The organism is Porphyrobacter sp. THAI-01a (genome assembly GCF_056868655.1).
On the sequence record NZ_CP180579.1, the window covers coordinates 3,083,692 to 3,106,280 of the forward strand.

The window sequence follows — 22,589 nt, forward strand, 5'->3', positions numbered from 1 at the left end:
CCCTCGTCCATGCGCTTCTTCCCCGCACTGATCGCCCCGCTGGCCCTCGCCCTTTCGGGCTGCGCCGCGACCCAGACCGCCACGCCCGCGACGGCCGCGGCTCCGGCCCGGACCGGCGCCGTCAGCAGCGCCGACCCCCGCGCCACCGCGGCGGGCGAGGCGATCCTTGCCGAGGGCGGCTCGGCGGTCGATGCCGCGATCGCGGTGATGCTGGCGCTGACCGTGGTCGAACCGCAGAGTTCCGGCATCGGCGGCGGCGGCTTCCTCGTGCGCGCCGACGCTGCGACGGGCGCGCTCGTCACCTATGACGGGCGCGAGACCGCCCCTGCCGCCGCTACACCCACCCGCTTCCTCGACGAGACCGGAAAGGTGCTCGGCCGCGACCAGCGGGTGTTCTCGGGCCTCAGCGTCGGGGTGCCGGGCAATGTCGCGCTTGCGGCGAAGGCCCACGCCGCACACGGCAAGCTGCCCTGGGCGAAGCTGTTCGCCCCCGCCATCGCGCTCGCCGAGAAGGGGTTCGTGATGAACCCGCGGCTTTACGAATCACTCAAGGGAAACAAGGGCCGCGCCGACAAGTCCGACGAGGCGCGCGCCGTTTTCTTCGGCCCCGACGGGGAGCCGCTCCCGGTGGGCGCGACCGTCAAGGTGCCGCTGCTGGCCGAGACCTTCCGCGCCCTCGCCGCCAAGGGCCCCGAGGCGCTCTACGGCCCCGCGCCGGCCGCCGCGCTCGCCGCCCATGTCGCCGCCGCCACGCCGCAGGACGGGCGGATGACCGCTGCCGACGTCACCGGCTACACCGCCAAGGAACGCCCGCCGGTCTGCGCCCGCTACCGGGTCTACCGGGTGTGCGGGATGGGGCCGCCCTCCTCGGGCGGGATCGCGGTCGCGCAGATGCTCGGCCAGCTCGAACGCTTCGACCTTGCCGCGCTGGGGCCCGACAGCCCGCGGTTCTGGCACCTCTTCATCGAGAGCCAGCGCCTCGCCTATGCCGACCGCGAGCTCTATTCGGGCGATGCCGATTTCGTCGAGGTGCCTGTCGCCGGGCTGGTCGATCAGGGCTACCTCGCCACCCGCTCGGCGCTGATCGATCCGGCGATGCGGCGCGCGAAGGTCGAGGCCGGCGTGCCCCCCGGCGCCCCGCTCGCCCGCGGCGACGGGCCCGAGGAGCCGGAGAACGGCACCACCCATTTCTCCGTCGTCGACGCGGCGGGCAATGCGGTCAGCTACACCTCGACCATCGAAGGCGCCTTCGGGTCGGGGCTGCACTGGCGCGGCTTCTATCTCAACAACGAGCTGACCGACTTCACCCTGACGCCGGTCGCGGACGGCAAGCCGGTCGCCAACCGGGTCGAGGGCGGCAAGCGCCCGCGCTCCTCGATGGCGCCGACCATCGTCTACGATGCGCAAGGGCAGGTCGTGCTGGTGATCGGCGCGGCGGGCGGGCCGACGATCCCCGTCACCGTCGCGCGCGGCATCATCGGGGTGCTCGATTTCGGGCTGGGCGCGCAGGAGGCGCTGGCCCTGCCCTTCGCCATGTCCTTCGGCGACGTGCTGCTGATCGAGGAAGGCACCGCGCTTGAGGCGATGAAGGGCGACCTCGAAGCACTGGGCCACACGGGCATCCGCCTCGGCCCCGCACCGATCAAGGCCAACGCCCTCGGGCGGCGGGCCGACGGCACCTGGGAGGTTGCGACCGAGCCGCGCCTCGTGAGCGTCGTCACGCCCTGATCTCCGGCGCGGTGGGCAGCCGCATCGCCGGTGCTTGCCGCTACGGATTTGACCTTCTAATCTGCGCGCCACACGCGGGTCGCACCTGAACCTGCGAAGGATAAGTTCGAAGGGATCAGGAGCCTTTGCCAGTGCATTCCCCCACCGTGCCCCACGCCGCCCGCAGGACTGCCAATCCCGCGGATCACCCGATGTTGCAGGACATCGACAACGCCCAGAACCTCGTCGAGCTGTTCCTCAAGCGCGCCGATGAAAAGGGCGATGCGCCCTTCCTCGGCCACAAGGCGGGCGGGCAATGGGTGACCCAGTCCTGGCGCTCGGCGGCAGAGCAGGTCTGCCTGCTCGCAGAAAGCCTGCGCCGCATGGGGCTGGAGGACGGCGACCGCGTGGCGCTCGTCAGCGAGAACCGGCCCGAATGGTGCATCGCCGACCTCGCAATCATGGCGGCCGGCTGCATCACCGTGCCGACCTACACCACCAACACCCGCCGCGATCACGCCCACATCCTCGACAATTCTGGCGCGCGGGCGGTGTTCGTCTCCAACGAGAAGCTGCTCGCCCCGCTGGTCGGCGCGATCAGCCAGACCGGCCTCGTCGAGCACGTCATCGGCATCGAGAACCTCAAGCGCCAGCAATCGGGCAGCTTCGAATATCACGGCTGGGACGCGCTCGTGAGCGGCGATGCCGCCGCCGCCCGCGCCGCGGTGGACGAGCGCATCGCCCGCATCGAACGCTCGGAGACCGCCTGCCTCATCTACACCAGCGGCACCGGCGGCGCCCCGCGCGGCGTGATGCAGCACCACGGCGCGATCCTGTGCAACGTCTCGGGTGCGGCCGAGGTGCTGATCGAGGATTTCGGCATCAAGGACGAACGCTTCCTCTCCTTCCTGCCGCTGTCCCACGCCTACGAACATTCGGGCGGGCAATACCTGCCCATCGGCGTCGGGGCGGAGATCTTCTATTCCGAAGGCCTCGAAAAGCTCGCCAGCAATATCGAGGAGACCCGCCCGACCATCATGGTCGTCGTCCCGCGCCTGTTCGAGGTGCTGCGCACCCGGATCATGAAGCAGGTCGAAAAGCAGGGCAAAGTCGCCAATTTCATGATGGATAGCGCGCTGAAGATCGCCGAGCATTCCAAGGAGGGCAGAAAGCGCCTGCGCGACCGGCCGCTCGATTTCCTCGTCGAGAAGACCCTGCGGCCCAAGATCCGGCAGAAGTTCGGCGGGCGGATCAAGGCGATGGTGTCGGGCGGGGCGCCGCTCAATCCCGAGGTCGGCAACTTCTTCGACGCGATGGGGCTGACCATGCTCCAGGGCTACGGCCAGACCGAGGCCGGGCCGGTGATCAGCTGCAACCGCCCCAAGGTCGGGCTCAAGATGGACACGGTCGGGCCGCCGCTCCGGGGCGTCGAGGTGAAGATCGCCGAGGACGGCGAGATCCTCGTGCGCGGCGAGCTCGTCATGCACGGCTACTGGCGCAACGAGGCCGAGACCGCGCGCACGCTGAAGGCCGATCCGGCCGACCCGACGGGCCTGCCGTGGCTCCACACGGGCGACATCGGGCACCTCGACGCCAAGGGCCGAATCGTCATCACCGACCGCAAGAAGGACATGATCGTCAACGACAAGGGCGACAACATCGCCCCCCAGAAGGTCGAGGGGATGCTGACGCTCCAGCCCGAGATCGCGCAGGCGATGGTGAGCGGGGACAAGCGGCCCTATGTCGTAGGGCTGATCGTGCCCGATGCCGAATGGGCGCTCGAATGGGCGCGGGCCAACGGCGAGAAGTTCGACATGAAGGCGCTGCAGGACCTGCCCGCCTTCAGGAACGCGGTGCGCGCGGCGGTCGACCGGACCAATGCCGATCTCTCGGTGATCGAGAAGGTCCGCCAGTTCGCCTTCGCCGACGAGGCCTTCACCATCGAGAACGAGGAAATGACGCCGAGCATGAAGATTCGCCGCCACAAGATCCGCGAGCGGTATCAGGAACGGATCGACGGCCTCTATCGGGGGTGAGGCACGGGGAGCGAAGTGTACAAAGTTGGCACTGTAAACTTCGCAATCCTACAGGATTTCCTCTGCTATTTCATAGCTTTGATCGCAAAATGCGAAATTGACACTGTGCGCGGCGTTTTCTGGCCGCGTGGCCGTGTGCGCATGGCAGAGCAGGGGATCACGATGCGAAAGAACCGCGCCCGGTCTACCGCTTCGCTGCCGGTGTAGGAAAGCGCCTCGCCTGGCCGGGCCGCAGCATCGCGTGGGACGAATGGGACGCGGCTGTGGCGAAAGGGAAGGGCTGAGAAGCGCCGCCCTTCGTCACTCCGGAAGTCATCCGGGACAATGAAGCCGGTGAGAGGGTTCCGGCGTGTTCGCGAAATCTCCCCAATTCAAGCGCAAGAGCTTTCTTGATCCCTTCGGCAAGTCCTTCCGTTTGATCAATTTGCTCGAAATTTCGAAATTCTCGTCGATTTTTACGATCAGGACCGCACTGAAATTCCGGTCCATGTTCAATGTGACGATATCGTTGCTCTTGAATGGCGTAAGCGTTTTAATCTCTACGAATTCATCGCCGATCTTGCCATCGGATCCTTGAGCATAGTTGCGGTGGAGCTTTACTCCATGGACGATCGCTCCATAGAGTTCGCCTAAATCGCCATAGACCTGTAGATGACGCCCCGTCAGATGGAAGTAATTTTGCGCAGCTTCCAACAGTTGGCGGAAGATTGGGACGAGATCGACATCGAGATGCGGAAAAGCAGCTTCAAACTCCAGTCGCGCAAGATGGGAATCGATTTCTGACCACGTGATCCAATCTCCATCGTCATAAATCGCGTTGTCTTCGTTCCACATCTCGGCCTCTGTCGCTCACACAAGACGAAGCTAAGGCCAAGCCCTTAAGCCTTCGTCACTTCCCGCCGCCGCAGCCGGCCCGCTCCCCTTCATTGCGCGCCGGGTTAACATGGGTTAGTCTCCCGCCCGGGGGACAGCGATGGCGGCAGGGGACGAGGAACGGGCGGCCATCGGCGCTTCGGCGATGCGCAAGGCCTTGTGGCGGATCATCCCGCTGATCCTCGTCGCCTACCTCTTCGCCTATCTCGACCGGGTCAACGTCAGCTTCGCGGCGACCGACATGAACGCCGATCTCGGCTTCAGCGCGACGGTCTACGGCCTCGGCGGCGGACTGTTCTTCCTCGGCTATGCGCTGTTCGAGATCCCCTCGAACCTCCTGCTGGTGCGCTTCGGGGCGCGCCAGTGGATCGCGCGGATCATGGTGACATGGGGGCTGCTGTCGGCGGGCATGATGTTCGTCGAAACCCCCTCGCAGTTCTACATCCTGCGCTTCCTGCTGGGGGTGGCGGAGGCGGGGTTCTACCCCGGCGTCATCTACTATTTCTCGAGCTGGTTTCCCCCCTGCCACCGCAGCCGCGCGGTGAGCCGCTTCTATATCGCCGTGCCGCTCGCCTCGCTGCTGATGGGCGCGGTGTCGGGCTGGCTGCTGTCGCTCGACGGCATGGCGGGGCTGGCGGGCTGGCAATGGCTGTTCCTCGCGCAGGGGCTGCCGACGGTGCTGGTGGGGATCGCGGTGTTCGTCTGGCTGCCCGACCGCCCCGCCAGCGTCACCTGGCTGACCCCGGACGAACGCGACTGGATCGAGGACGAGCTCGCCCGCGAACAGCGGCTGATCGGCGCGCCCGCACGGCACAGCATCCTTGCCGTCCTGCGCCATCCCCGGGTGCTGATGAACGGCACCATCGGCTTTCTGGTGATCGGGGCGAACATCACCTTCACGCTCTCGGTGCCGATGATCCTCGCCGAGGCGGCGGGGATGGGGCAGGCGACGGCGGGGTGGATGGTGAGCGCGGGCGGGGTGCTGGGGGTGATCCTGATGCTCGCGCTCGGCCAGGTGGCGGACCGCCGGAGCGACCGCTTCTTCTTCGCCTTCTGGTGCGCGGCGATCATCGCCACCGCCTTCTTCGTGATCGCCCTGTCGGGATCGCCGCCGGTGGTGGCGCTGGCCTTCCTCGCCTTCGCCGCCACCGCGCCGAGCGTGCCGATGCTGCTGTCCTCGGCCTGGCCCGAGACGCTCTCCCAGAGCGAGCTGGCGGTGGGGGCCGCGGCGATCAACACCATGGCCCAGATCGGCGCCTTCGTCTCGCCCTTCGCCTGGGGGGCGCTGGCGGATTCGACCGGGAGCTTCGATGCCGGGCTGATCGGGATCGGGACGATGGTGACGGCCTGCGCCGGGCTGATCTGGGTGCTGCGCGCGCAGGTGCGCGCGCGGATGATGCAACCGGCGGTGGTCTGATCGCGACCGTCAGTAGGGCGGCTTCGCCCGCTCCCGCTGCGCCTTGGCCGCCGCGGTCCACCAGGCGAGATCATCGGCAAAGCGCGGGAACTGCCGTTCGAGTGCCTTGCCGCCCTCGCCCACCGGCTCCCCGTTATGGTCCAGCGTGTCCCTCATCGGGCCGACCGCGATGGTGCTCGAGACCACCACCATTCCCATCTCGCCCAGGATGTCCCGCCACGCCAGCGCCGCGCGCACCCCGGCGAAGCGCCCGGCGGAATAGGAGGCGATCGCGGCGGGACGCCAGAACCATTCCTCGAGGAAGTGATCGGTGAGGTTCTTCAGCCCCGGCTGCACGCTCCAGTTGTATTCGCCCACCACGAACAGAAAGGCGTCCGCCGCGCGGATCTTGCCCGCGAGCGTCTCCAGCGCCTCCGGGGCCTCGCCCTTGGGATATTCCTTGTACATCCGGTCGAGCATCGGCAGGCCGAGCGCCTGCGCATCGTTCAGCTCGACATCGGCCCCGCGCGCCTTGAGCTGGCGTACGCACCAGTCGGCCAGCCGGATGCCCTGCCGGTCGCTGCGGTAGGACCCGTAGAACACGAGGATGCGGTCGGCCATCGGTGGTCTCCTTCGCCCGCCAGCCTAGCGGGGGCGGATGACATTGGCTTGTCGATTCTGCCGCGGCCTGCCGCCTATGCCCCCGAAAAATTCGGGGTGGCCCGCCCCGCCGCCCCGCCCTAGACCCGCGCGATGACCACCGGCATCGACGCCCTCACCGACAAGGAGAAGCAGACCCTGCGCCTGCTTCTGGGCGGGCACGACGCCAAGTCCTCGGCGCGCGCGCTCGGCCTGTCGGTCCACACGGTCAACGAACGCCTGCGCGAGGCGCGGCGCAAGCTCGGCACCACCAGCAGCCGCGAGGCCGCAAGGCTGCTGCTGGCACAGGAGGGCGAGCAGACCCCCGAAATCCTCGGGGACAAGGCTTTGGGGGATGCGCCGGGCGGGGTCGCGGCCCCAGACACGACGGCAGCCGCCCCCCGGCGGCGGGCACGGTTTCGCCTCGGGCGCGGCCCTGCTCTCACACTTGCCGGAGTAACCGCCATGTCGCTGATCCTTGCCGCCCTGTTCCTGCCCGCCTCCCCGCTTTCGGTGCTGGCCCCTGCCCCTGCCGTGACCACCACCGCCGCCACCCTCGCCGCCGAGGACGAGGCCGCCGGCGCCGCCCGCGCCGCCGAGGCCTTCCTCGCGCTCCTCGACGAGGGCCGCTGGGCCGAAAGCTACGCCGCGACGGGCGCGGAATTCCGCCGGCTCAACACGCTCGAGGTCTGGAGCGCCATCTCCGAACGCGCCCGCCCGCCGCTCGGCAAGGTGCTGACCCGCGACCTTGTCGGCAACGAGTGGGTCCCCGCCCCGCCCTCGGGCTACCGGCTGGTCAAGTTCCGCTCGACCTACGCCAATGGCACGAGCCAGACCGAGAGCCTCTCGCTCGCGCGGGAGGGCGGCGCATGGAAGGTCGCGGGGATCACCTTCGACTGAGGCAGATGCCGGGTCAGGGCAGCGCCGCTGCCACGGCCTCGGGATCCGGGTCCGCCACGTCCGTCAGCCGCTCCCACTCGGCGCGCGGGAGGCGGGTGACGGTCTGGCGGGCGTGGCGGGTGCCGTCGCTGTTTCGGCTGCCGGTGACAGTGATGTCCGAAAGGTCCTCGCGCCGCCACACCAGGCCCGCCGCATCGATCTCGAACGTGACGGAAAGCGTGCCGGTTGCGGTGATCGCGGCGGCCCGCGCGGCGGCCTCCTCCGGGGTCAGTGTTTCGCGCATCATCTCGGCGACAGCCAGCGCGCCGCGCGCCTCGCGCTCGCGGACGAAGGCCGGATCGACCGGGCCGGTGCCGGTCAGCACGATCCGCCCGTCGTGCTCGCCGCCGCGGGCCAGCACCACCGGGCCGAGCGCGCCTTCGAGCGCGAAGGGCTGGCCCTCGCCAATCCGGCCGGGCTGCATCCCGTAGGTCTCGACCGCCTCGATCGCGGCTTCGGGATCGCAGCGGACCTGCACCGCGGTCCAGGTGAAGAGCCAGCGCGAGCAGACGTCCCGGGTCCACTCCGCCTCGGCCAGCCACGCCGCGTTGCGGGCGAGCAGCTCCTCGCTGTTGAGGATGGTCTTCGCTCCATCGGGCGCGACCCGGACCCGCGCCGGGAACATCCACCGCTCGTTGCCGCGGATTTCCTCGGGATCGTAGGGAAGCGCGTATTCGAGCTCCACGCCCTCGGCGGTTGCGGCGATCACCTTCTCGGCAATCGCCTGGCGTCCGCTGGACGAGCTGTGCGAGCCTTCGTCGTCGCCCCGGGTCTCGGTCTCGTACTCCAGCTGGAGGACATAGTCCTGTGCGGCGGCGGGCACGGCGAGGAAAGCTGCGACGAGGGTCAGGACGAGGCGCATGGCCCTGAAATAGCAGGGCGGCGGGCCTGCGGCAAAGCCGCAGGCTGGCGTCAGACGGGTTCGGCGGGCTGTCGCCGCCGACCCACTGGCCGCGCGGCGGGCTGGCGCTGCGCGCCTCAGTACATATGCTGCCCGCCGTTGATGCTCATGGTCGAGCCGGTCATGAAGCCGCCGTTCTCGCTGGTGAGGAAGGCCACACCGCGGGCGATCTCCTCGGCCATGCCGAGGCGGCCGACGGGGATCTTGGCGACGATCTTCTCCAGCACGGGGGCGGGGACGGCGGCGACCATGTCGGTGTCGATATAGCCCGGCGCGATCGCGTTGACCGTCACCCCGAACTTCGCGCCTTCCTGCGCGAGGGCCTTGGTGAAGCCGTGGATGCCGCTCTTGGCGGCGGCGTAGTTGACCTGGCCGTACTGCCCCGCCTGACCGTTGATCGAGCCGATGTTGACGATCCGCCCCCAGCCGCGCTCGCGCATGCCGGGGAAGGTCGCCTTGGCCATGTTGAAGCACCCGCCGAGGTTGATGCGCATGACATCGTTCCAGTCGTCGAAGCTCATCTTGTGGAGCGTGCCGTCGCGGGTGATGCCGGCATTGTTGACGACGATGTCGATCGGGCCGTGATCTGCCTCGACCTGCGCGCAGCCGGCCAGCGTCGCCTCGTGGTCGCCCACGTCCCACTTGTAGGCGGGGATGCCGGTCGCTTCGGTGAAGGCCTTCGCCTTCTCCTCGTTGCCGGCATAGTTGGCGATGACCGTGTGGCCCTGGCGCTGGAGGCGCCTGCAGATCGCCTCCCCGATCCCGCGCGTTCCTCCGGTGACGATGGCTACCCGGCCCATGGCAATTCTCCCCATTATGTGACGCTTATGCCGCCAACCTAGCGGTGACGTAGCGGAAGGGGAAGGTGCGAATAGCTATGCTTTGGGCCCATGCCGGGGCGCCGCACGGAGCGCGGGCAGGCGCGGCCCGGGATCAGGGCAAGTGCCGGATCTGGAGGGATGCGTCAGATCAGAACTTGATCTGGGTGCCGACGTAGACGGCCTGGCTGTCCTTGACCGAATTGGTCAGCGGATCGAGCCGCTCGCGCTCCTGCGAATAGCGCACGCCGGCCATGACGTTGAGGTTCGGCGAGAGGCGATAGCTGCCGCCGACGCCCACGGTCTGCTGCGCGACCGAGTCCAGCGTGTTGGGCGAACGGCCGGCGATCTCGCGATCCTCGAGCTCGATGCGCGGCTGGAGGCGCGAAGGCTTGTCGGCGTCCTGCGGCGTCGAGGGCTTGAACTGCGCCAGATCGGGCATCGCCATCGCGCTGACCTTCGACGACAGGTCGACCGTGCGCGCGAAGCTCTGGTAGCCGCGCGCCGCGCCGAGCTGGAACTTGCTCGCCTCGATCCCGGCAAGGCCGAGCCCGCGGCCGGGTGCCGCCTCGATCGCCTTGCGCACCGAGATCGCGCGCGCGGCGTCGTCATCGACTCGCACCGCGACGGTGACGGTGCGCTTGCCGGTGACGGGCGAGGCCGCCGCCGGGGTGAAGGGCACACCGCGCGCCCGCGCCTTGCCGGCGACGCGCGCCGCAAGCGCGGGATCGACCGAGGCGGGGGTGAACATCGACAGCGCATCGAGGCCCATGTCCGTCAGCGCGGCGGTGCGCGCCGGGGCGACTTCACCCGCCAGCGCCAGACCCGCGCTCGGCACGGCAAGGGCCAGCCCGGCGAAGGCCAGCGCGGGCAGGGCAGAGCGCGACAGCGTGTGCTGCCCCTTCGCCATCCTGTCCGTCTTGCGTGCCATTGCCGTCTTCTCGTCCTGTCCTGCCGTATCGGCCGTCTGCCAAAGCATGCACAAGCTTAACCGCGCCTGAGTCGCGGGCCTGTGGAAAGTCTGTGATAGGTTCTCCCACGGGGCTTGCAACGGCCTTGCGGCAGGGATGCGGGATTCGCCGGGGACCTGTGGCACCATGCACACATAAAGCCCCGAGTCGCGGGCAGTTCAGGCCCGGTAAAGCCCCGGCAGGCTCAAGCCCGGGGGTGCCCGTCTGCAAACCTCGCGGATGAAGCTTGCCGCCGGGTTGCTGGCGGCTATAGGGGGCATGACAGGCTTCCTGCGACAGATGATGAGGATGAACCGGCTGTGACACGCGCCCCTTCCGCCCCTATCCGTGCCGCCCGCCTTTGCGGGACCGCGCTGCTCGGCGTTGCCACGCTGGCACTCGCGGCGTGCGGCGGCGGCGACCGTCCGCGCACCGAGCTTGCCGCGGCGCAGCTCAACACCATCGGGGTCAACGCCTATCTCTGGCGCGCGGCGCTCGACACGGTGGCCTTCGCCCCGCTGCTCCAGGCCGACAGCGCCGGCGGGGTGATCGTGACCGACTGGTACGCCAATCCCTCCAACCCGGGCGAGCGGGTGAAGCTGACCGTGACCATCCTCGACCAGGACCTGCGCGCCGACGCGCTGCGCGTCGCGGCGAGCCGGCAGGTGAACGAGAACGGCACCTGGACCGAGGCGCCTGTGCAGGCGGCGACGGTGCAGAAGCTCGAGGACATCATCCTCACCAAGGCCCGCGATCTGCGCCGTCAGGCGCTCGCCTCGTAAGACACGCCACACCGGACCTTTCCGCATGAGCGACACACGTTTCGATCCGTCCGTCGCCGACGGACGCTGGCAGCGCGCATGGGCCGAGGCGGGGACCTTCACCGCCGATTCGGCGAGCGAGAAGCCCAAGAGCTACATCCTAGAGATGTTCCCCTACCCCTCGGGGCGCATCCACATGGGCCACGTGCGCAACTACACGATGGGCGACGTGCTGGCGCGCTACCAGAAGATGCGCGGGTTCGAGGTGCTGCACCCGATGGGCTGGGACGCCTTCGGGATGCCGGCCGAGAACGCCGCGATGGAAAAGGGCGTGCACCCAGGCGGCTGGACGAGGGCGAACATCGCGCAGATGAAGGCGCAGCTCCAGCGCATCGGCTTCGCGCTCGACTGGACGCGCGAATTCGCCACCTGCGATCCCGAATATTACGGCCACGAACAGGCGCTGTTCCTCGACCTCTACGAGGCGGGGCTGGTCTACCGCAAGGAATCGACCGTCAACTGGGACCCGGTCGACATGACCGTGCTCGCCAACGAGCAGGTGATCGACGGCAAGGGCTGGCGCAGCGGCGCGGAGGTCGAGAAGAGGAAGCTCAACCAGTGGTTCCTCAAGATCACCGACTTCGCGGACGATCTGCTGGAGGGGCTGGGCAGCCTCGAGGACTGGCCCGAGAAGGTCCGCCTGATGCAGGAGAACTGGATCGGCAAGTCGCAGGGCTTGGAGTTCGCCTTCGACCTCTCCGACGGCGGCAAGCTGCCGGTCTACACCACGCGGCCCGACACGATCTTCGGCGCGAGCTTCTGCGCCATCGCCGCCGATCACCCGATTGCGCAAGGCTTGGCGGACGACCCGGAGGTCGCGGCCTTCATCGAGCAGTGCAAGCGCGGCGGGACCAAGGCCGCGGAGGTCGAGACCGCGGAGAAGCTCGGCTACCGCACCGCGATCACCGCGCGGCACCCCTTCACGGGCGAGGCCCTGCCGGTCTTCATCGCCAATTTCGTGCTGATGGAATACGGCACCGGCGCCGTCATGGGCGTGCCGGGGCATGACCAGCGCGACTTCGAATTTGCCACCAAGTATGAACTGCCGATCGCGCGCGTCGTCGCGTCCGATCCGGCGAAGGCCGACGAGCCCTTCAAGGGCGAGGCCGAGGCGGGGGACGGGGTGATCGTCAACTCCGGCTTCCTCGACGGGATGACCGTCGAGGCCGCCAAGCAGGCCGTCATCGCCCGCGCCGAGGCCGAGGGCTGGGGCACGGGGACCACCGTGTGGCGCCTGCGCGACTGGGGCGTCAGCCGCCAGCGTTACTGGGGCACGCCGATCCCCTTCATCCACTGCGACACCTGCGGCGTGATGCCGGTGCCCAAGGACCAGCTGCCCGTCACCCTGCCCGAGGACGTCAGCTTCGACATCCCCGGCAACCCCCTGGAGCGCCACCCGACGTGGAAGCACGTCGATTGCCCGAAGTGCGGCAAGCCCGCGCTGCGCGAGACCGACACGCTCGACACCTTCGTCGACAGCTCGTGGTATTTCCTGCGCTTCGCCAGCCAGCCCGCCGACAAGCCCTTCGACCCCGAGGAGGTCGCCAAGTGGATGCCGGTGCAGCACTATATCGGCGGCATCGAGCACGCGATTTTGCACCTGCTCTATGCCCGCTTCTGGACGCGCGCGCTCGCCCACATCGGCAAGATCGACGTGAAGGAGCCGTTTGCAGCCCTGTTCACGCAAGGGATGGTGACGCACGAGACCTACAGCCGCACCGACGAGACGCGCGGCGTGCCGGTCTACTTCGGCCCGGAGGAGGTCGAGCGCACCTCGGAAGGGGCGACCCTGAAGGCCGACGGCCAGCCGGTCGAGGTCGGTCGCGTCATCAAGATGTCGAAGTCGAAGAAGAACGTCGTCGACCCCGACGCGATCATCGCCCGCCACGGCGCGGATGCCGTGCGCTGGTTCATGCTTTCGGACTCGCCGCCCGAGCGCGATCTGCCATGGTCCGACGCCGGGATAGAGGGCTGCGCGCGCTTCGTGCAGCGGCTGTGGCGGCTGTTCTCGGCCTATGACGCTTCGGCCGAGGGCGAGGACAAGGCGCTCGACCGCAAGACCCACCAGACCATCGCCGCCGTCGCCGCCGACATCGAGGCGCTGGGCTTCAACAAGGCCGTCGCGCGGATCTACGAGCTGACCGGCGCGGTCGAGAAGGCCGCGCCCTCGGCCAGCCGCTCTGCGGCGATCAAGGCGCTCGTCCACCTCGCCGCCCCCATGATGCCGCACCTCGCCGAGGAGGCCTGGGCGGCGATGGCCAACGACACCCTGATAGCCGACGCCCCTTGGCCCGCAGTCGACCCCGCCCTGCTGGTCGACGACGAGGTGACCATCGCGATCCAGCACATGGGCAAGTTGCGCGACACCGTGACCGCGCCGAAAGGCGCGTCGAAAGAGGCGCTCGAGGCGCTCGCGCTCGCCTCGCCCAACCTGCAACGCTCGCTCGACGGTGCTGCGGTGCGCAAGGTGATTGTCGTGCCGGACCGATTGGTGAATATCGTCACCTGATGCGGATTCTCCTCGCTCTGGCGGCCTCGCTGGCCCTTTCCGGTTGCGGCCTTTCGCCGATGTATGCCGGCGGGACCGGCGCCGCGACCGCGCAGGGGCTTGCCGCGATCGAGATCCCCGCGATCCAGGGACGCGGCGGCTGGCTGGTCAAGAACGCGCTCGAGGCCCGCCTCGGTGTCGCGGGCGAGGCCGCGCCGCTCTACCGGCTCGACGTGCGCCTCGACGATTCGCTCGAGGCTCTCGGCGTGCTCAACGACGACACCATCAGCCGCGAACGCCGCATCCTGCGCGCCCGCTACCAGCTGGTCGATCTCGCCACCGGCGCGGTGCTGCTCGATGCGACCGCGGGTTCGGATGCGGGGATCGACGTGGTCTCCAGCGAATACGCCACCATCGCCGCCGAACAGAAGGCGCTCGAGAACCTCGCGCTCGAGGTGGCCGACCGGATGGCGACGCAGATCGCCCTCACCCTCCGGGCGCGCCCCGCCGGCCAGCCGTGAAGGCCCGGAACAGCGATTTCCTGCGCGGGCTCCCCCCCGCCGTGCGCGAGGCGCGAATCTTCTTCTTCTGCGGCCCGGACGAAGCCGGTGCCAGCGCCGCGGCCAATCGTGTCGCCGCCGCTCTGCCCGACCCGGGCGAGCGGATCGACATGACCGGCGCCGAGCTCAAGGGCGATCCCGCCCGGCTCGGGGACGAGGCCCGCTCGACCTCGCTGTTCGGGGGGAGCCGCCACATCTGGGTGCGCGCCAGCGGCGACGATGCCCATGACGCGCTGCAATACCTGATCGAGACCGCCGAGGCCGGCGCGGGCGAGGCGGCGCCGGTGATCATCGTCGCCACTTCCGCCACCGACAAGTCGCGCACCGCCAAGCTGCTCGAGAAGCGCAAGGATGCGCTGGTCGCCATGTTCTACCAGCCGGAGCTGAAGGACGTGGCGCAGGCGGTGCGCGGCATGGCGGACGCCGCGGGCCTCAGGCTCGGCGGCGACCTTGCCGAACGCATCGCGCGGGCCGCCGGCCTCGACGTGCGGCTGGCGCAGTCCGAGGTCGACAAGCTTGCCCTCTATGTCGGCGCCGACCCGCAGGCCCCGCGCCCCGCCACGACCGAGGATCACGCCGCGATCGGCGCGGCCACCGAGGAGGACGGTTTCGCCCCGCTGGTCAATGCCGTTCTCGGCGGGGAGCTGGGGCGGATCGCGGGCGAGATCCGGCGGATGCGCGAGCTCGGGCTCAACCCCGTGGGCGTGGCGCTGGCGCTGGAACGGCGCGCCGCGCAGCTGGCGCAGATCGCCGCCCGCATCGGCGCCAACGGCCGCATCCAGAGCCTCAATCAGGGGGAGAAGATGCAGCTCGGCATCTTCTTCCGCGAGGAGCGCGCGATCACCCAGCAGTTCGAGCGCTGGACCCTGCCGGCTGCCCGCGGGGCCCGCGAGAGCCGACTCGACCGGCTCGTTCCGCGGCTCACCGCCTTGCACCGCACCCTGCTCGCCAACAGCCAGGCGGCCGAGCTGCTGCTGGCTAACGAACTGACTGAAATCGCGCGATATGCGGCCAGACGGTAGCAAAATGTGACAAGTTTCACTTTCGCAGTCGCACAAATTGCGCTTTTCTCTGTATTAATGCCTAGCTAAGCGTCGAGGGTCGCGCCTCGGGGGAAAAATGAATCGCGTCACGCCGAAATTGCTGGAATCCGTTCGCCTCCAGTCCGTGGAGAGCAAGGCGGCGCCGTCGCTCGAGCGACGGCGGCTGCGCTCCTATGTGCTGATGCTGGCGGCGGACGCGGTCCTTTTCAACTTCAGTTTCGCGCTCGCCTCGCTGCTCTGGGAGAACACCTGGGCCGACCCGCGCGCCATGCTGGCAGCGCAGGTGCTGCTGCCCGCCTACTTCACCATCGGCCTCTACAACCGCACCTACGGTCTCGAGGCGCTGGTCGACTGGATGTTCGCGTCGCGCAAGGCGGTTACGGCGTTGATGATCTCGGCCGCGCTGATCAACTTCGTCGGCTTCTACACCAAGTCGAACAGCGACTTCTCGCGCGCCTCGGTGACGATCGGCCTCGTTTTCACCGGTCTCCTGCTGGTGGCGCTGCGCCGGGCGGTGGCGCTGTTCATCGCGCGCCAGTGGAACGGGCGGGTGGTGAACCGGCTGGTGATCGACGATGGCGGCGAGAGCTTCCCCTTCGAGGGGGCGGATCGCATCTCGGCGGCCGATTTCAACCTCGATCCGACGAGCCACGATCCCTTCATGCTCGACCGCCTCGGCAAGCTCCTGCGCAACCAGGACCAGGTGGTGGTGAGCTGCCCGCGCGAGCGCCGCGAGGACTGGGCCTTCCTGCTCAAGTGCGCGGGCGTCTATGGCGAGATCGTCAGCGAGCCGGCGCACAGCCTCGGCGCGGTCGGGGTGCATCGCTACGACGATCTCGACCGCACGACGCTGGTGGTCTCGACCGGTCCGCTCGGCCTGCGCGCGCGGATCATCAAGCGCCTGTTCGACATCACGGCGGCCGCAGCCGGGCTGCTGGTGCTGTCGCCCGTGCTGATCGCGGTGGCGGTGCTGATCAAGCTCGAGGACGGCGGGCCGGTGCTGTTCATCCAGCGCCGCCTCGGACGCGGCAACCAGTTCTTCGACATGTTCAAGTTCCGTTCGATGCGTCAGGAGAAGCTCGACCACGACGGCAACCGTTCGGCCTCGCGCGATGACGACCGGATCACCCGCATCGGCGCCTTCATCCGCCGCACCAGCATCGACGAGCTGCCGCAGCTGCTCAACGTGCTCAAGGGCGACATGTCGATCGTCGGCCCGCGCCCGCACGCGCTCGGGTCGCAGGCGAACAACAAGTATTTCTGGGATATCGACCGCAAGTACTGGCAGCGCCACTGCCTCAAGCCCGGGCTGACCGGCCTTGCCCAGGTGCGCGGCCATCGCGGCGCGACCGAGCACGAGAAGGACCTGACCGACCGGTTGCAGTCCGATCTCGAATATATCGCCAGCTGGTCGCTCCCGCACGATATCGGCATCGTGCTGCGCACCGTCCTCGTGCTGCGGCACGAGAACGCCTACTAGCCTTCCTAGTTCGGCTGCTTGCGGTCCTGCGGCACGTTGAAGGTGCCGGTCACGCGGCCGCGGCCGGCAGGCGCCCCCGGCGCGGCGCTGGTGCCCGCGGCGGAGCCGTCGACGGTGGACAGCCCGCTCTGGAGGTCGATCACCAGCCGCCCGCCGTTCAGGGTGTCGCTCCCGCGGCGCAGACGGACATTGCCGGCCATGGTGATGATCCGGCGGTTGAAGTCGTAGATCGCATTGTCGCCGCTGGCGCGCTCGTCGCCGCGGGTGACGACCACCCCGCCGGTGGCGGTGATGCGCTGGATCTCGAGCTGGCCGGCGGCATCGGTGAAGTTCACCAGCATCCGGTCCGACTGGACGCGCAGGCCCGCCTGCGTGAGGATCACCCCGCCGCTGGCGATGGCCTGGTTGCCGCGATCGTCGAACACGAACTTGCCCGCATCGTAGGTGACAGGCGCGTTGGAATCGTGGCGGGCGATGCCTTGCGCGGCGAGGTTCATGCCTCCTGCCAGCGCAGCGGTCAGCGCGAAGCCGCCGATCCCCCAGACGAGGGCGAGGCGCTTGACGGGCGTGCGGCGGACGGCGGCGGTCTGATCGGGCATCACGGCATCCTCAACTGGCCGGGAATCATGGTGAAGCGGGCATTGCCCTCGAGCGTGATGGTGCGCGCGCCGAGATCGGCGCTGAGCGTGTCGGCGGAGAAGGTGCCCGCCGGGACCTCGCCCGACACGCCCGAATCGCCGCGCATGGTGCGCGACTTGAGATCGACCGAAACGCCCCTCGCGGTCATGGCGTAGCCGTCCGAGGCGGTGAGCCGCACCGGCCCGTCGACCGCGACGGTCTCGGCGTCGATGTCGTAGGTGCCGCCGTCGGCGCTGAGGCGCGCGGGGCCCTCGGTCAGGAGCAGCTGGGCGACGAGGTCCTGCATCCGCACCAGCCCCTCGACGCTCGACCGCTGCACCGCCTCGCCCGCCAGCAGCGAGAAGGGCCGGCCCTGGTTGTCGCGCCCGCGATACATGGCGTTGTCGACCGACAGGCGCTCGTCGATCAGCGCGACCTTGTTGCGGTCGAGCAGGAAGCTGACCTCGCCGCGCGGGGAAAGCGGAGTGATGACCATCAGCGCGGCGATCACCCCCACGCCCATCGGCAGCGCCCGGGCGAGGATGCGCACCAGCCGGTCATGCGATCCGCCCGGCGCAGCGAAAGCCTGCCGCCGGCTGCGCAACAGCCGGGCCTCGCTGGTCTCGATGCTCTGCTCCGGGGCCATGCTCGCGCCTCTGCCGCCTCGATCCTTACATGTGGCTGAAGATGTCGTTCTCGGCCCAGCCGGCGATGTCGAGCAGCGCGCGGGTGGGCAGGAAATCGAAGCAGGCCTGGGCGATTCCCGTGCGCCCCTCTCGCTCCAGCCGCGTCGCCAGCTCGGCGCGCAGGCGGTGGAGATAGCGCACGTCGGAGGCGGCATAATCGCGCTGCGGATCGGTGATCACCGGCCCGCCCCAGTCGCTCGACTGCTGCTGCTTCGAGATGCTCTCCCCCAGCAGTTCCTCGACGAGGTTCTTGAGGCCGTGGCGGTCGGTATAGGTGCGGGTCAGCTTGCTCGCGATCTTGGTGCAGAACACCGGACCCGCCATGACGCCGAGGTAGTAATGGATCGCGGCGAGATCGAAGCGGGCGAAGTGGTAGATCTTCTCGCGCGACGGGTCGCCGAGCAGCGCCTTGAGGTTGGGCGCGTCGTAGCGGCTGCCGGGATTGAAGCGCACGAGATGCTCGTCGCCGCTGCCGTCGGAGATCTGGACGACGCACAGCCTGTCGCGGTGGGTGACGAGGCCCATCGTCTCGGTGTCGACCGCGAGCGCCCCGCTTCCGGCCAGCACGCCTGCGGGGAGATCCTCTTCGTGAAAATGCACTGCCATGCCCCTCGCCCTACGCGCATTGGGGAAAGAGGGGAAGGGGCGAGTGGCGCGGGTCGACCCCCTGCACTAACCCGTTCGTGTCGAGCGCGGTCGAGACACCTGTGACGGGCCTCTCGACTGCGCTCGAGGCGAACGGAGCTCAGAATTGTCCGAAACCCTCCCCGAAAGCTGGCGGCCGGTGCTGGAGCCGGTGCTCGCCGCCCCCGAAGCACGCAAGCTCGGCGGCTGGCTGAAGGCCGAGGAGGCGGCGGGCAAGGTGGTCTATCCCCCGCGCGGGCAACGCCTCGCGGCGCTGGCGCTGACCCCGCTCGACCAGGTGCGCTGCGTGATCCTGGGGCAGGATCCCTATCACGGGCCCGGGCAGGCGCACGGCCTCGCCTTTTCGGTGCGTGCCGGGGTGCGACCGCCGCCCTCGCTGGTCAACATCTACAAGGAACTCGAGAGCGATCTCGGCCTGCCCCGCCCCGCCGGCGGCGACCTGACGCGCTGGGCGGAGCAGGGCGTGCTGCTGCTCAACAACACGCTGACGGTCGAGGCGGGCCTCGCGGGGAGCCATGCGGGGCGGGGGTGGGACGCGGTGACTGATGCCTGCGTCGCGGCCGTGGCGGCAAGCGAGCGGCCGACGGTCTTCATCCTGTGGGGCAGCCATGCGAGGAAGAAGGCTTCGCGGGTTCCCGCGCTGGGCCGGTCCTCCCACCATCTGGTGCTGACTTCGGCCCACCCCAGCCCGCTCTCCGCCCACAACGGCTTTTTCGGCTCGCGCCCCTTCAGCCAGGCCAACGCCTTTCTGGAAGCCGCGGGGCGCGGGCGCATAGACTGGAGTTTGTGATGGACGACGTGATCCTGTGCGAGGTGGCCGAGGGTATCGCCACCGTCACCCTCAACCGCCCCCAGGCGATGAACGCGCTGAACCGCGCGCTCAGGAAGCGCCTTGCCGAGGTGATGCGCGCCGTGGACGCGGACGGGGCGGTGCGGGTGGTGATCCTCACCGGCGCGGGGACACGTGCCTTCACCGCCGGGCTCGATCTCAAGGAACTGGGCAGCGAGGAAGGCGCGCTCGGCAGCGCCAATGCCACCGACCCGGCGGACAATCCGGTCAAGGCGATCGAGCTGTGCCGCAAGCCCGTCATCGGCGCGATCAACGGGGTCGCGATCACCGGCGGCTTCGAGGTCGCGCTCGCCTGCGACGTGCTGGTCGCCAGCACCAACGCCCGCTTCGCCGATACCCACGCGCGGGTCGGGATCGTGCCGGGCTGGGGGCTGTCCCAGAAGCTTTCGCGCATGATCGGGATTTCGCGCGCGAAGGAGCTCGCCTTCACCGGCAACTTCCTCGACGCCGCGACGGCGCACGCCTGGGGCCTCGTCAACCACGTGGTCGCGCCGGAAGACCTGCTGCCGCTGGCCCGCAAGCTGGCGGGCGACATGGCGGGGATCGATCCCGCATTCCTCGGCCTCTACAAGCGCCTCATCGACGACGGTTATGCGGCCAGCTTCGGCGAGGGGCTGGCGATCGAGGCGGAGCGTTCCAGCGCCGCCAACAGAGCGGTCGCCCCCGAGGAGGTCGAGGCCCGACGCGCCGCCGTGCAGGAGCGCGGGCGAGGGCAGACCTGAGGCGCATCAGTGAGCCTCCCGCAGGGCTCCGCGCTCTGATCCCTTGTGATCGCGAAAAAATCTGACCGGCCCGGGTGCATCCGGTATCTGCAGGTTCTCGTATATTCGAGGTGACGGAGGGGGCCGCGACGCTTTCGACCCGGGCGGGCGCCCCGCTCCGTCACCCCAGCGAAGCTGGGATATGCAACGCAATTCCGGAGAACCTGATGAAAGCACTTTCCCTCGCCGCCCTTTCGGCGGTCCTCGTTGCCGTGCCCGTCCAGGCCGAGGACGAGTTCGACGGCTTCTACGCCGGCGCCTCGATCGGCTACGATTTCCAGGCGGGCGACAGCGGCGAAACGATCAGCTTCGACCGCGGCTCCAACGGCACCTTCGGCGAAAGCGTGACCACCGCTGCGGGCGCCAACGCCTTCTCGCCGGGCTTCTGCGGCGGCGCGGCAACCTCGACGCAGAACAGCAACTGCCGCAGCGACTCCGACGGCGTGGGCTTCGCGGGCCGGTTCGGCTATGACAGCCAGATGGGCAAGCTGGTGATCGGCGCCGTCGCCGAGATCGGCACCGCCGACCTGCGGGATTCGGTGGCGGCCTTCAGCACCACGCCCGCGTTCTACACCATGACCCGCGAGATCGATTACACCGCCGCGCTGCGTCTGCGCGCCGGCTTCACCCCCGCCGCGAAGACCCTGATCTACGCGACCGGCGGCGTGGCCTATGCCAAGCTCGACCAGTCCTTCGAGACCAGCAACACGGCCAACTCCTTCACCGTGCTCGAGGACGACGAGACCTGGGGCTACCAGCTGGGCGCCGGGATCGAGCAGAAGCTTGGCAAGAACGTCTCGCTCGGGGTCGAGTATCTCTACACCGGCTACGGCGCGGACGACACGCTGATCCGCGTCGGCCAGGGCACCGCCGGCGCGACCAATCCCTTCGTGCTGGCGAACGGCGTCGACTTCCGGCGCGCGGGCGATTCCTTCGACATCCAGACGGTCAAGGCGGTGCTGACCTACCGCTTCTGACGACACTTGCCGCACGGGGGCAGCCTTGGGCTGCTCCCGTGCCCTTCACCCTGCGTGGGCGGCGATCCATTCCTCGACCACCGGCGCGACCTTGGTGCGCCAGCGCGAGCCGTTGAAGATGCCGTAATGCCCCGCGCCCTCGGCCATGTAGTAGCGCTTCATCGTCTCGGGCAGGCCCGGGGTGAGCTTCAGCGCGGCGCGGGTCTGGCCGAGGCCGGAGATATCGTCGCGCTCGCCCTCGATGGCGAGCAGCGCGGTGTCGGTGATGCGGGTGATGTCCACCAGCTCGCCCTTGTGGCGGAACTCGCCCTTGGGGATCGAGTGCTTCTGGAACACCTCCTCGACGGTCTGGAGGTAGAATTCCGCGGTCATGTCGCAGACCGAACGGTATTCGTCGTAGAAGTCCTTGGTCGCCTGCGCGCTTTCCTCGTCGCCGATGGTGAGGTGCTTGAACATCTCGTAATGGCTCATCATGTGGCTCGAGAGGTTCATGCTCATGAAGGCGGAAAGCTGCATGAAGCCCGGATAGACCCGCCGCCCGCTGCCCGGGTACTTCATCGGCACCGTGGCGATCACCGACTGGCGGAACCATTCGATCGGGCGCTGCATCGCCATGTTGTTGACGACCGTGGGGCACTCGCGCGTGTCGATCGGGCCGCCCATCATCGTGAGGGTGGCAGGGGTCGCGGGGGACTTGTGGAGATTGAGCAGCGCGGTCGCGGCGAAAGCAGGGACCGACGGCTGGCACACCGCCATCATGTGGATGCGCGCTCCGCTCGCCTCGCCGTGGACGTGCTCGGCGAACTCCATCAGGTAGTCGATGTAGTCGTCGAGATCGAACTTGCCCGCGCTCGCCGGCACCATCTTGGCGTCGGCCCAGTCGGTGATGAAGACCTCGGCCGATTCCAGCATCCGCTCCACCGTGCCGCGCAGCAGGGTGGCATAGTGGCCGCTCATCGGCGCGACGATCAGCAGGCGCGGGCGGTCCGAAGGGGTGCCTTCGACGCGGAAGCGCAGCAGATCGCCGAAGGGGCGCTTCAGCACGGTCGATTGCGTCACGGCATGCGGCCGGCCATCGATCGTGACCGAGGCGATCCCGAATTCGGGCTTGCCGTAATGGGCGGTGGCGTGGGCGAAGACATCGAGCGCGTTGGCGACCAGCGGGCCCATGCCCATGTATCCGAAGGGATTGGCCGGGTTGGAGAGCATCCCTGCGCTGATCGAAGCAAGCGCGCTGGCGCTGTTCATCCAGCTGCGCTGGAGCTCGTAGGCGTGATAAAGCATCGGTTTCCTCGCGGCGACGAACGGTCTGGCGCCTTATCCCCGTGGCGCCTTGCGACCACAAATGCGCTTTCGCATTCGATTGTGCAACGCACAATTGCATAGGTGGCAAACCCGGCA

21 protein-coding genes are annotated in these 22,589 nt (G+C 68.7%); 12 read left to right on the forward strand and 9 right to left on the reverse strand.

Translation table 11 applies throughout. The features are described from left to right. The first annotated feature begins 9 nt into the window (after nucleotides 1-9). Together ggt and ACMX37_RS14885 are read left to right on the forward strand one after the other, a co-directional pair. A complete protein-coding gene (ggt, locus tag ACMX37_RS14880; protein ID WP_483146673.1) occupies nucleotides 10-1,728 on the forward strand; it encodes a gamma-glutamyltransferase in 1,719 nt (572 codons plus the stop codon). A 191-nt stretch (nucleotides 1,729-1,919) separates the two neighbouring features. Then, on the forward strand, nucleotides 1,920-3,743 hold the full coding sequence (locus tag ACMX37_RS14885; protein WP_483148425.1) for an AMP-dependent synthetase/ligase: 1,824 nt from the start codon (nucleotides 1,920-1,922) through the stop codon (nucleotides 3,741-3,743). Between the two features lie 312 nt (nucleotides 3,744-4,055). Here the strand turns inward: ACMX37_RS14885 and ACMX37_RS14890 are convergent, their stop codons facing one another. After that, nucleotides 4,056-4,577 (reverse strand): hypothetical protein, encoded by a 522-nt coding sequence (locus ACMX37_RS14890; RefSeq protein ID WP_483146674.1) that lies wholly within the window; start codon nucleotides 4,575-4,577, stop codon nucleotides 4,056-4,058. Between the two features lie 139 nt (nucleotides 4,578-4,716). On the opposite strand from ACMX37_RS14890, the gene ACMX37_RS14895 reads away from it, so the two are divergent. Further along, nucleotides 4,717-6,033: an MFS transporter gene (locus ACMX37_RS14895; protein WP_483146675.1), complete on the forward strand. Its 1,317-nt coding sequence runs from the start codon at nucleotides 4,717-4,719 to the stop codon at nucleotides 6,031-6,033. A gap of 9 nt (nucleotides 6,034-6,042) precedes the next feature. Here ACMX37_RS14895 and ACMX37_RS14900 read toward each other — a convergent pair whose 3' ends face one another. Further along, a complete protein-coding gene (locus tag ACMX37_RS14900; RefSeq protein ID WP_483146676.1) occupies nucleotides 6,043-6,633 on the reverse strand; it encodes an NADPH-dependent FMN reductase in 591 nt (196 codons plus the stop codon). A gap of 132 nt (nucleotides 6,634-6,765) precedes the next feature. On the opposite strand from ACMX37_RS14900, the gene ACMX37_RS14905 reads away from it, so the two are divergent. Further along, nucleotides 6,766-7,551: a helix-turn-helix domain-containing protein gene (locus ACMX37_RS14905; protein WP_483146677.1), complete on the forward strand. Its 786-nt coding sequence runs from the start codon at nucleotides 6,766-6,768 to the stop codon at nucleotides 7,549-7,551. 13 nt (nucleotides 7,552-7,564) lie between these two features. Here ACMX37_RS14905 and ACMX37_RS14910 read toward each other — a convergent pair whose 3' ends face one another. The 3 genes from ACMX37_RS14910 to ACMX37_RS14920 form a co-directional block, all read right to left on the reverse strand. Beyond that, on the reverse strand, nucleotides 7,565-8,452 hold the full coding sequence (locus tag ACMX37_RS14910) for a hypothetical protein (RefSeq protein WP_483146678.1): 888 nt from the start codon (nucleotides 8,450-8,452) through the stop codon (nucleotides 7,565-7,567). 116 nt (nucleotides 8,453-8,568) lie between these two features. Then, the gene (gene phbB / locus ACMX37_RS14915; RefSeq protein WP_483146679.1) at nucleotides 8,569-9,291 is read right to left on the reverse strand and encodes an acetoacetyl-CoA reductase; all 723 of its coding nucleotides are present in this window, start codon (nucleotides 9,289-9,291) and stop codon (nucleotides 8,569-8,571) included. A 169-nt stretch (nucleotides 9,292-9,460) separates the two neighbouring features. Next, a complete protein-coding gene (locus tag ACMX37_RS14920; protein ID WP_483146680.1) occupies nucleotides 9,461-10,240 on the reverse strand; it encodes a hypothetical protein in 780 nt (259 codons plus the stop codon). Between the two features lie 339 nt (nucleotides 10,241-10,579). Here ACMX37_RS14920 and ACMX37_RS14925 point away from each other — a divergent pair, with 339 nt between their 5' ends. The 5 genes from ACMX37_RS14925 to ACMX37_RS14945 all read left to right on the forward strand — a co-directional run bounded on the left by ACMX37_RS14925 (nucleotide 10,580) and on the right by ACMX37_RS14945 (nucleotide 16,651). Further along, a complete protein-coding gene (locus tag ACMX37_RS14925; protein ID WP_420705679.1) occupies nucleotides 10,580-11,041 on the forward strand; it encodes a DUF3576 domain-containing protein in 462 nt (153 codons plus the stop codon). A gap of 25 nt (nucleotides 11,042-11,066) precedes the next feature. Next, entirely contained in the window at nucleotides 11,067-13,589 is a 2,523-nt protein-coding gene (gene leuS, locus ACMX37_RS14930; RefSeq protein WP_483146681.1) for a leucine--tRNA ligase, read from the forward strand. After that, entirely contained in the window at nucleotides 13,589-14,089 is a 501-nt protein-coding gene (gene lptE, locus ACMX37_RS14935; protein WP_483146682.1) for an LPS assembly lipoprotein LptE, read from the forward strand. The genes leuS and lptE overlap by 1 nt, the downstream gene beginning before the upstream one ends. Next, nucleotides 14,086-15,150 (forward strand): DNA polymerase III subunit delta, encoded by a 1,065-nt coding sequence (holA, locus tag ACMX37_RS14940; protein WP_483146683.1) that lies wholly within the window; start codon nucleotides 14,086-14,088, stop codon nucleotides 15,148-15,150. The genes lptE and holA overlap by 4 nt, the downstream gene beginning before the upstream one ends. Nucleotides 15,151-15,295: 145 nt before the next feature. Continuing rightward, complete coding sequence (locus tag ACMX37_RS14945; RefSeq protein ID WP_483146684.1) at nucleotides 15,296-16,651, forward strand: sugar transferase; 1,356 nt, start codon at nucleotides 15,296-15,298, stop codon at nucleotides 16,649-16,651. A 5-nt stretch (nucleotides 16,652-16,656) separates the two neighbouring features. Here ACMX37_RS14945 and ACMX37_RS14950 read toward each other — a convergent pair whose 3' ends face one another. From ACMX37_RS14950 to ACMX37_RS14960, 3 genes are read right to left on the reverse strand one after another with little or no spacing between them, the layout of a single operon-like run. Continuing rightward, complete coding sequence (locus ACMX37_RS14950) at nucleotides 16,657-17,250, reverse strand: LptA/OstA family protein (RefSeq protein ID WP_483146685.1); 594 nt, start codon at nucleotides 17,248-17,250, stop codon at nucleotides 16,657-16,659. After that, nucleotides 17,250-17,915: an LPS export ABC transporter periplasmic protein LptC gene (lptC, locus tag ACMX37_RS14955; RefSeq protein WP_483146686.1), complete on the reverse strand. Its 666-nt coding sequence runs from the start codon at nucleotides 17,913-17,915 to the stop codon at nucleotides 17,250-17,252. Before lptC ends, ACMX37_RS14950 begins: the two co-directional genes overlap by 1 nt. A 25-nt stretch (nucleotides 17,916-17,940) precedes the next feature. Next, a complete protein-coding gene (locus ACMX37_RS14960; RefSeq protein WP_483146687.1) occupies nucleotides 17,941-18,561 on the reverse strand; it encodes a ribonuclease D in 621 nt (206 codons plus the stop codon). A gap of 145 nt (nucleotides 18,562-18,706) precedes the next feature. Between ACMX37_RS14960 and ung the strand changes: the two genes are divergently transcribed. The 3 genes from ung (at nucleotide 18,707) to ACMX37_RS14975 (ending at nucleotide 21,188) form a co-directional block, all read left to right on the forward strand. Further along, nucleotides 18,707-19,390, forward strand: a complete 684-nt coding sequence (gene ung / locus ACMX37_RS14965; RefSeq protein ID WP_483146688.1) for a uracil-DNA glycosylase — start codon at nucleotides 18,707-18,709, stop codon at nucleotides 19,388-19,390. After that, the gene (locus ACMX37_RS14970) at nucleotides 19,390-20,172 is read left to right on the forward strand and encodes an enoyl-CoA hydratase (protein WP_483146689.1); all 783 of its coding nucleotides are present in this window, start codon (nucleotides 19,390-19,392) and stop codon (nucleotides 20,170-20,172) included. The genes ung and ACMX37_RS14970 overlap by 1 nt, the downstream gene beginning before the upstream one ends. A gap of 206 nt (nucleotides 20,173-20,378) precedes the next feature. Beyond that, the gene (locus ACMX37_RS14975; RefSeq protein WP_483146690.1) at nucleotides 20,379-21,188 is read left to right on the forward strand and encodes an outer membrane protein; all 810 of its coding nucleotides are present in this window, start codon (nucleotides 20,379-20,381) and stop codon (nucleotides 21,186-21,188) included. 45 nt (nucleotides 21,189-21,233) lie between these two features. Here ACMX37_RS14975 and ACMX37_RS14980 read toward each other — a convergent pair whose 3' ends face one another. Beyond that, nucleotides 21,234-22,472, reverse strand: coding sequence for a polyhydroxyalkanoate depolymerase (locus ACMX37_RS14980; RefSeq protein ID WP_483146691.1), 1,239 nt, complete (start codon nucleotides 22,470-22,472; stop codon nucleotides 21,234-21,236). Nucleotides 22,473-22,589 lie beyond the last annotated feature (117 nt).

Coding starts and splice junctions, on each gene's coding strand:
- ggt (WP_483146673.1), top strand. CDS start 10: ATGCGCTTCTTCCCCGCACTGATCGCCCCGCTGGCCCTCGCCCTTTCG.
- ACMX37_RS14885 (WP_483148425.1), top strand. CDS start 1,920: ATGTTGCAGGACATCGACAACGCCCAGAACCTCGTCGAGCTGTTCCTC.
- ACMX37_RS14890 (WP_483146674.1), bottom strand. CDS start 4,577: ATGTGGAACGAAGACAACGCGATTTATGACGATGGAGATTGGATCACG.
- ACMX37_RS14895 (WP_483146675.1), top strand. CDS start 4,717: ATGGCGGCAGGGGACGAGGAACGGGCGGCCATCGGCGCTTCGGCGATG.
- ACMX37_RS14900 (WP_483146676.1), bottom strand. CDS start 6,633: ATGGCCGACCGCATCCTCGTGTTCTACGGGTCCTACCGCAGCGACCGG.
- ACMX37_RS14905 (WP_483146677.1), top strand. CDS start 6,766: ATGACCACCGGCATCGACGCCCTCACCGACAAGGAGAAGCAGACCCTG.
- ACMX37_RS14910 (WP_483146678.1), bottom strand. CDS start 8,452: ATGCGCCTCGTCCTGACCCTCGTCGCAGCTTTCCTCGCCGTGCCCGCC.
- phbB (WP_483146679.1), bottom strand. CDS start 9,291: ATGGGCCGGGTAGCCATCGTCACCGGAGGAACGCGCGGGATCGGGGAG.
- ACMX37_RS14920 (WP_483146680.1), bottom strand. CDS start 10,240: ATGGCACGCAAGACGGACAGGATGGCGAAGGGGCAGCACACGCTGTCG.
- leuS (WP_483146681.1), top strand. CDS start 11,067: ATGAGCGACACACGTTTCGATCCGTCCGTCGCCGACGGACGCTGGCAG.
- lptE (WP_483146682.1), top strand. CDS start 13,589: ATGCGGATTCTCCTCGCTCTGGCGGCCTCGCTGGCCCTTTCCGGTTGC.
- ACMX37_RS14950 (WP_483146685.1), bottom strand. CDS start 17,250: ATGCCCGATCAGACCGCCGCCGTCCGCCGCACGCCCGTCAAGCGCCTC.
- lptC (WP_483146686.1), bottom strand. CDS start 17,915: ATGGCCCCGGAGCAGAGCATCGAGACCAGCGAGGCCCGGCTGTTGCGC.
- ACMX37_RS14960 (WP_483146687.1), bottom strand. CDS start 18,561: ATGGCAGTGCATTTTCACGAAGAGGATCTCCCCGCAGGCGTGCTGGCC.
- ACMX37_RS14970 (WP_483146689.1), top strand. CDS start 19,390: ATGGACGACGTGATCCTGTGCGAGGTGGCCGAGGGTATCGCCACCGTC.
- ACMX37_RS14975 (WP_483146690.1), top strand. CDS start 20,379: ATGAAAGCACTTTCCCTCGCCGCCCTTTCGGCGGTCCTCGTTGCCGTG.
- ACMX37_RS14980 (WP_483146691.1), bottom strand. CDS start 22,472: ATGCTTTATCACGCCTACGAGCTCCAGCGCAGCTGGATGAACAGCGCC.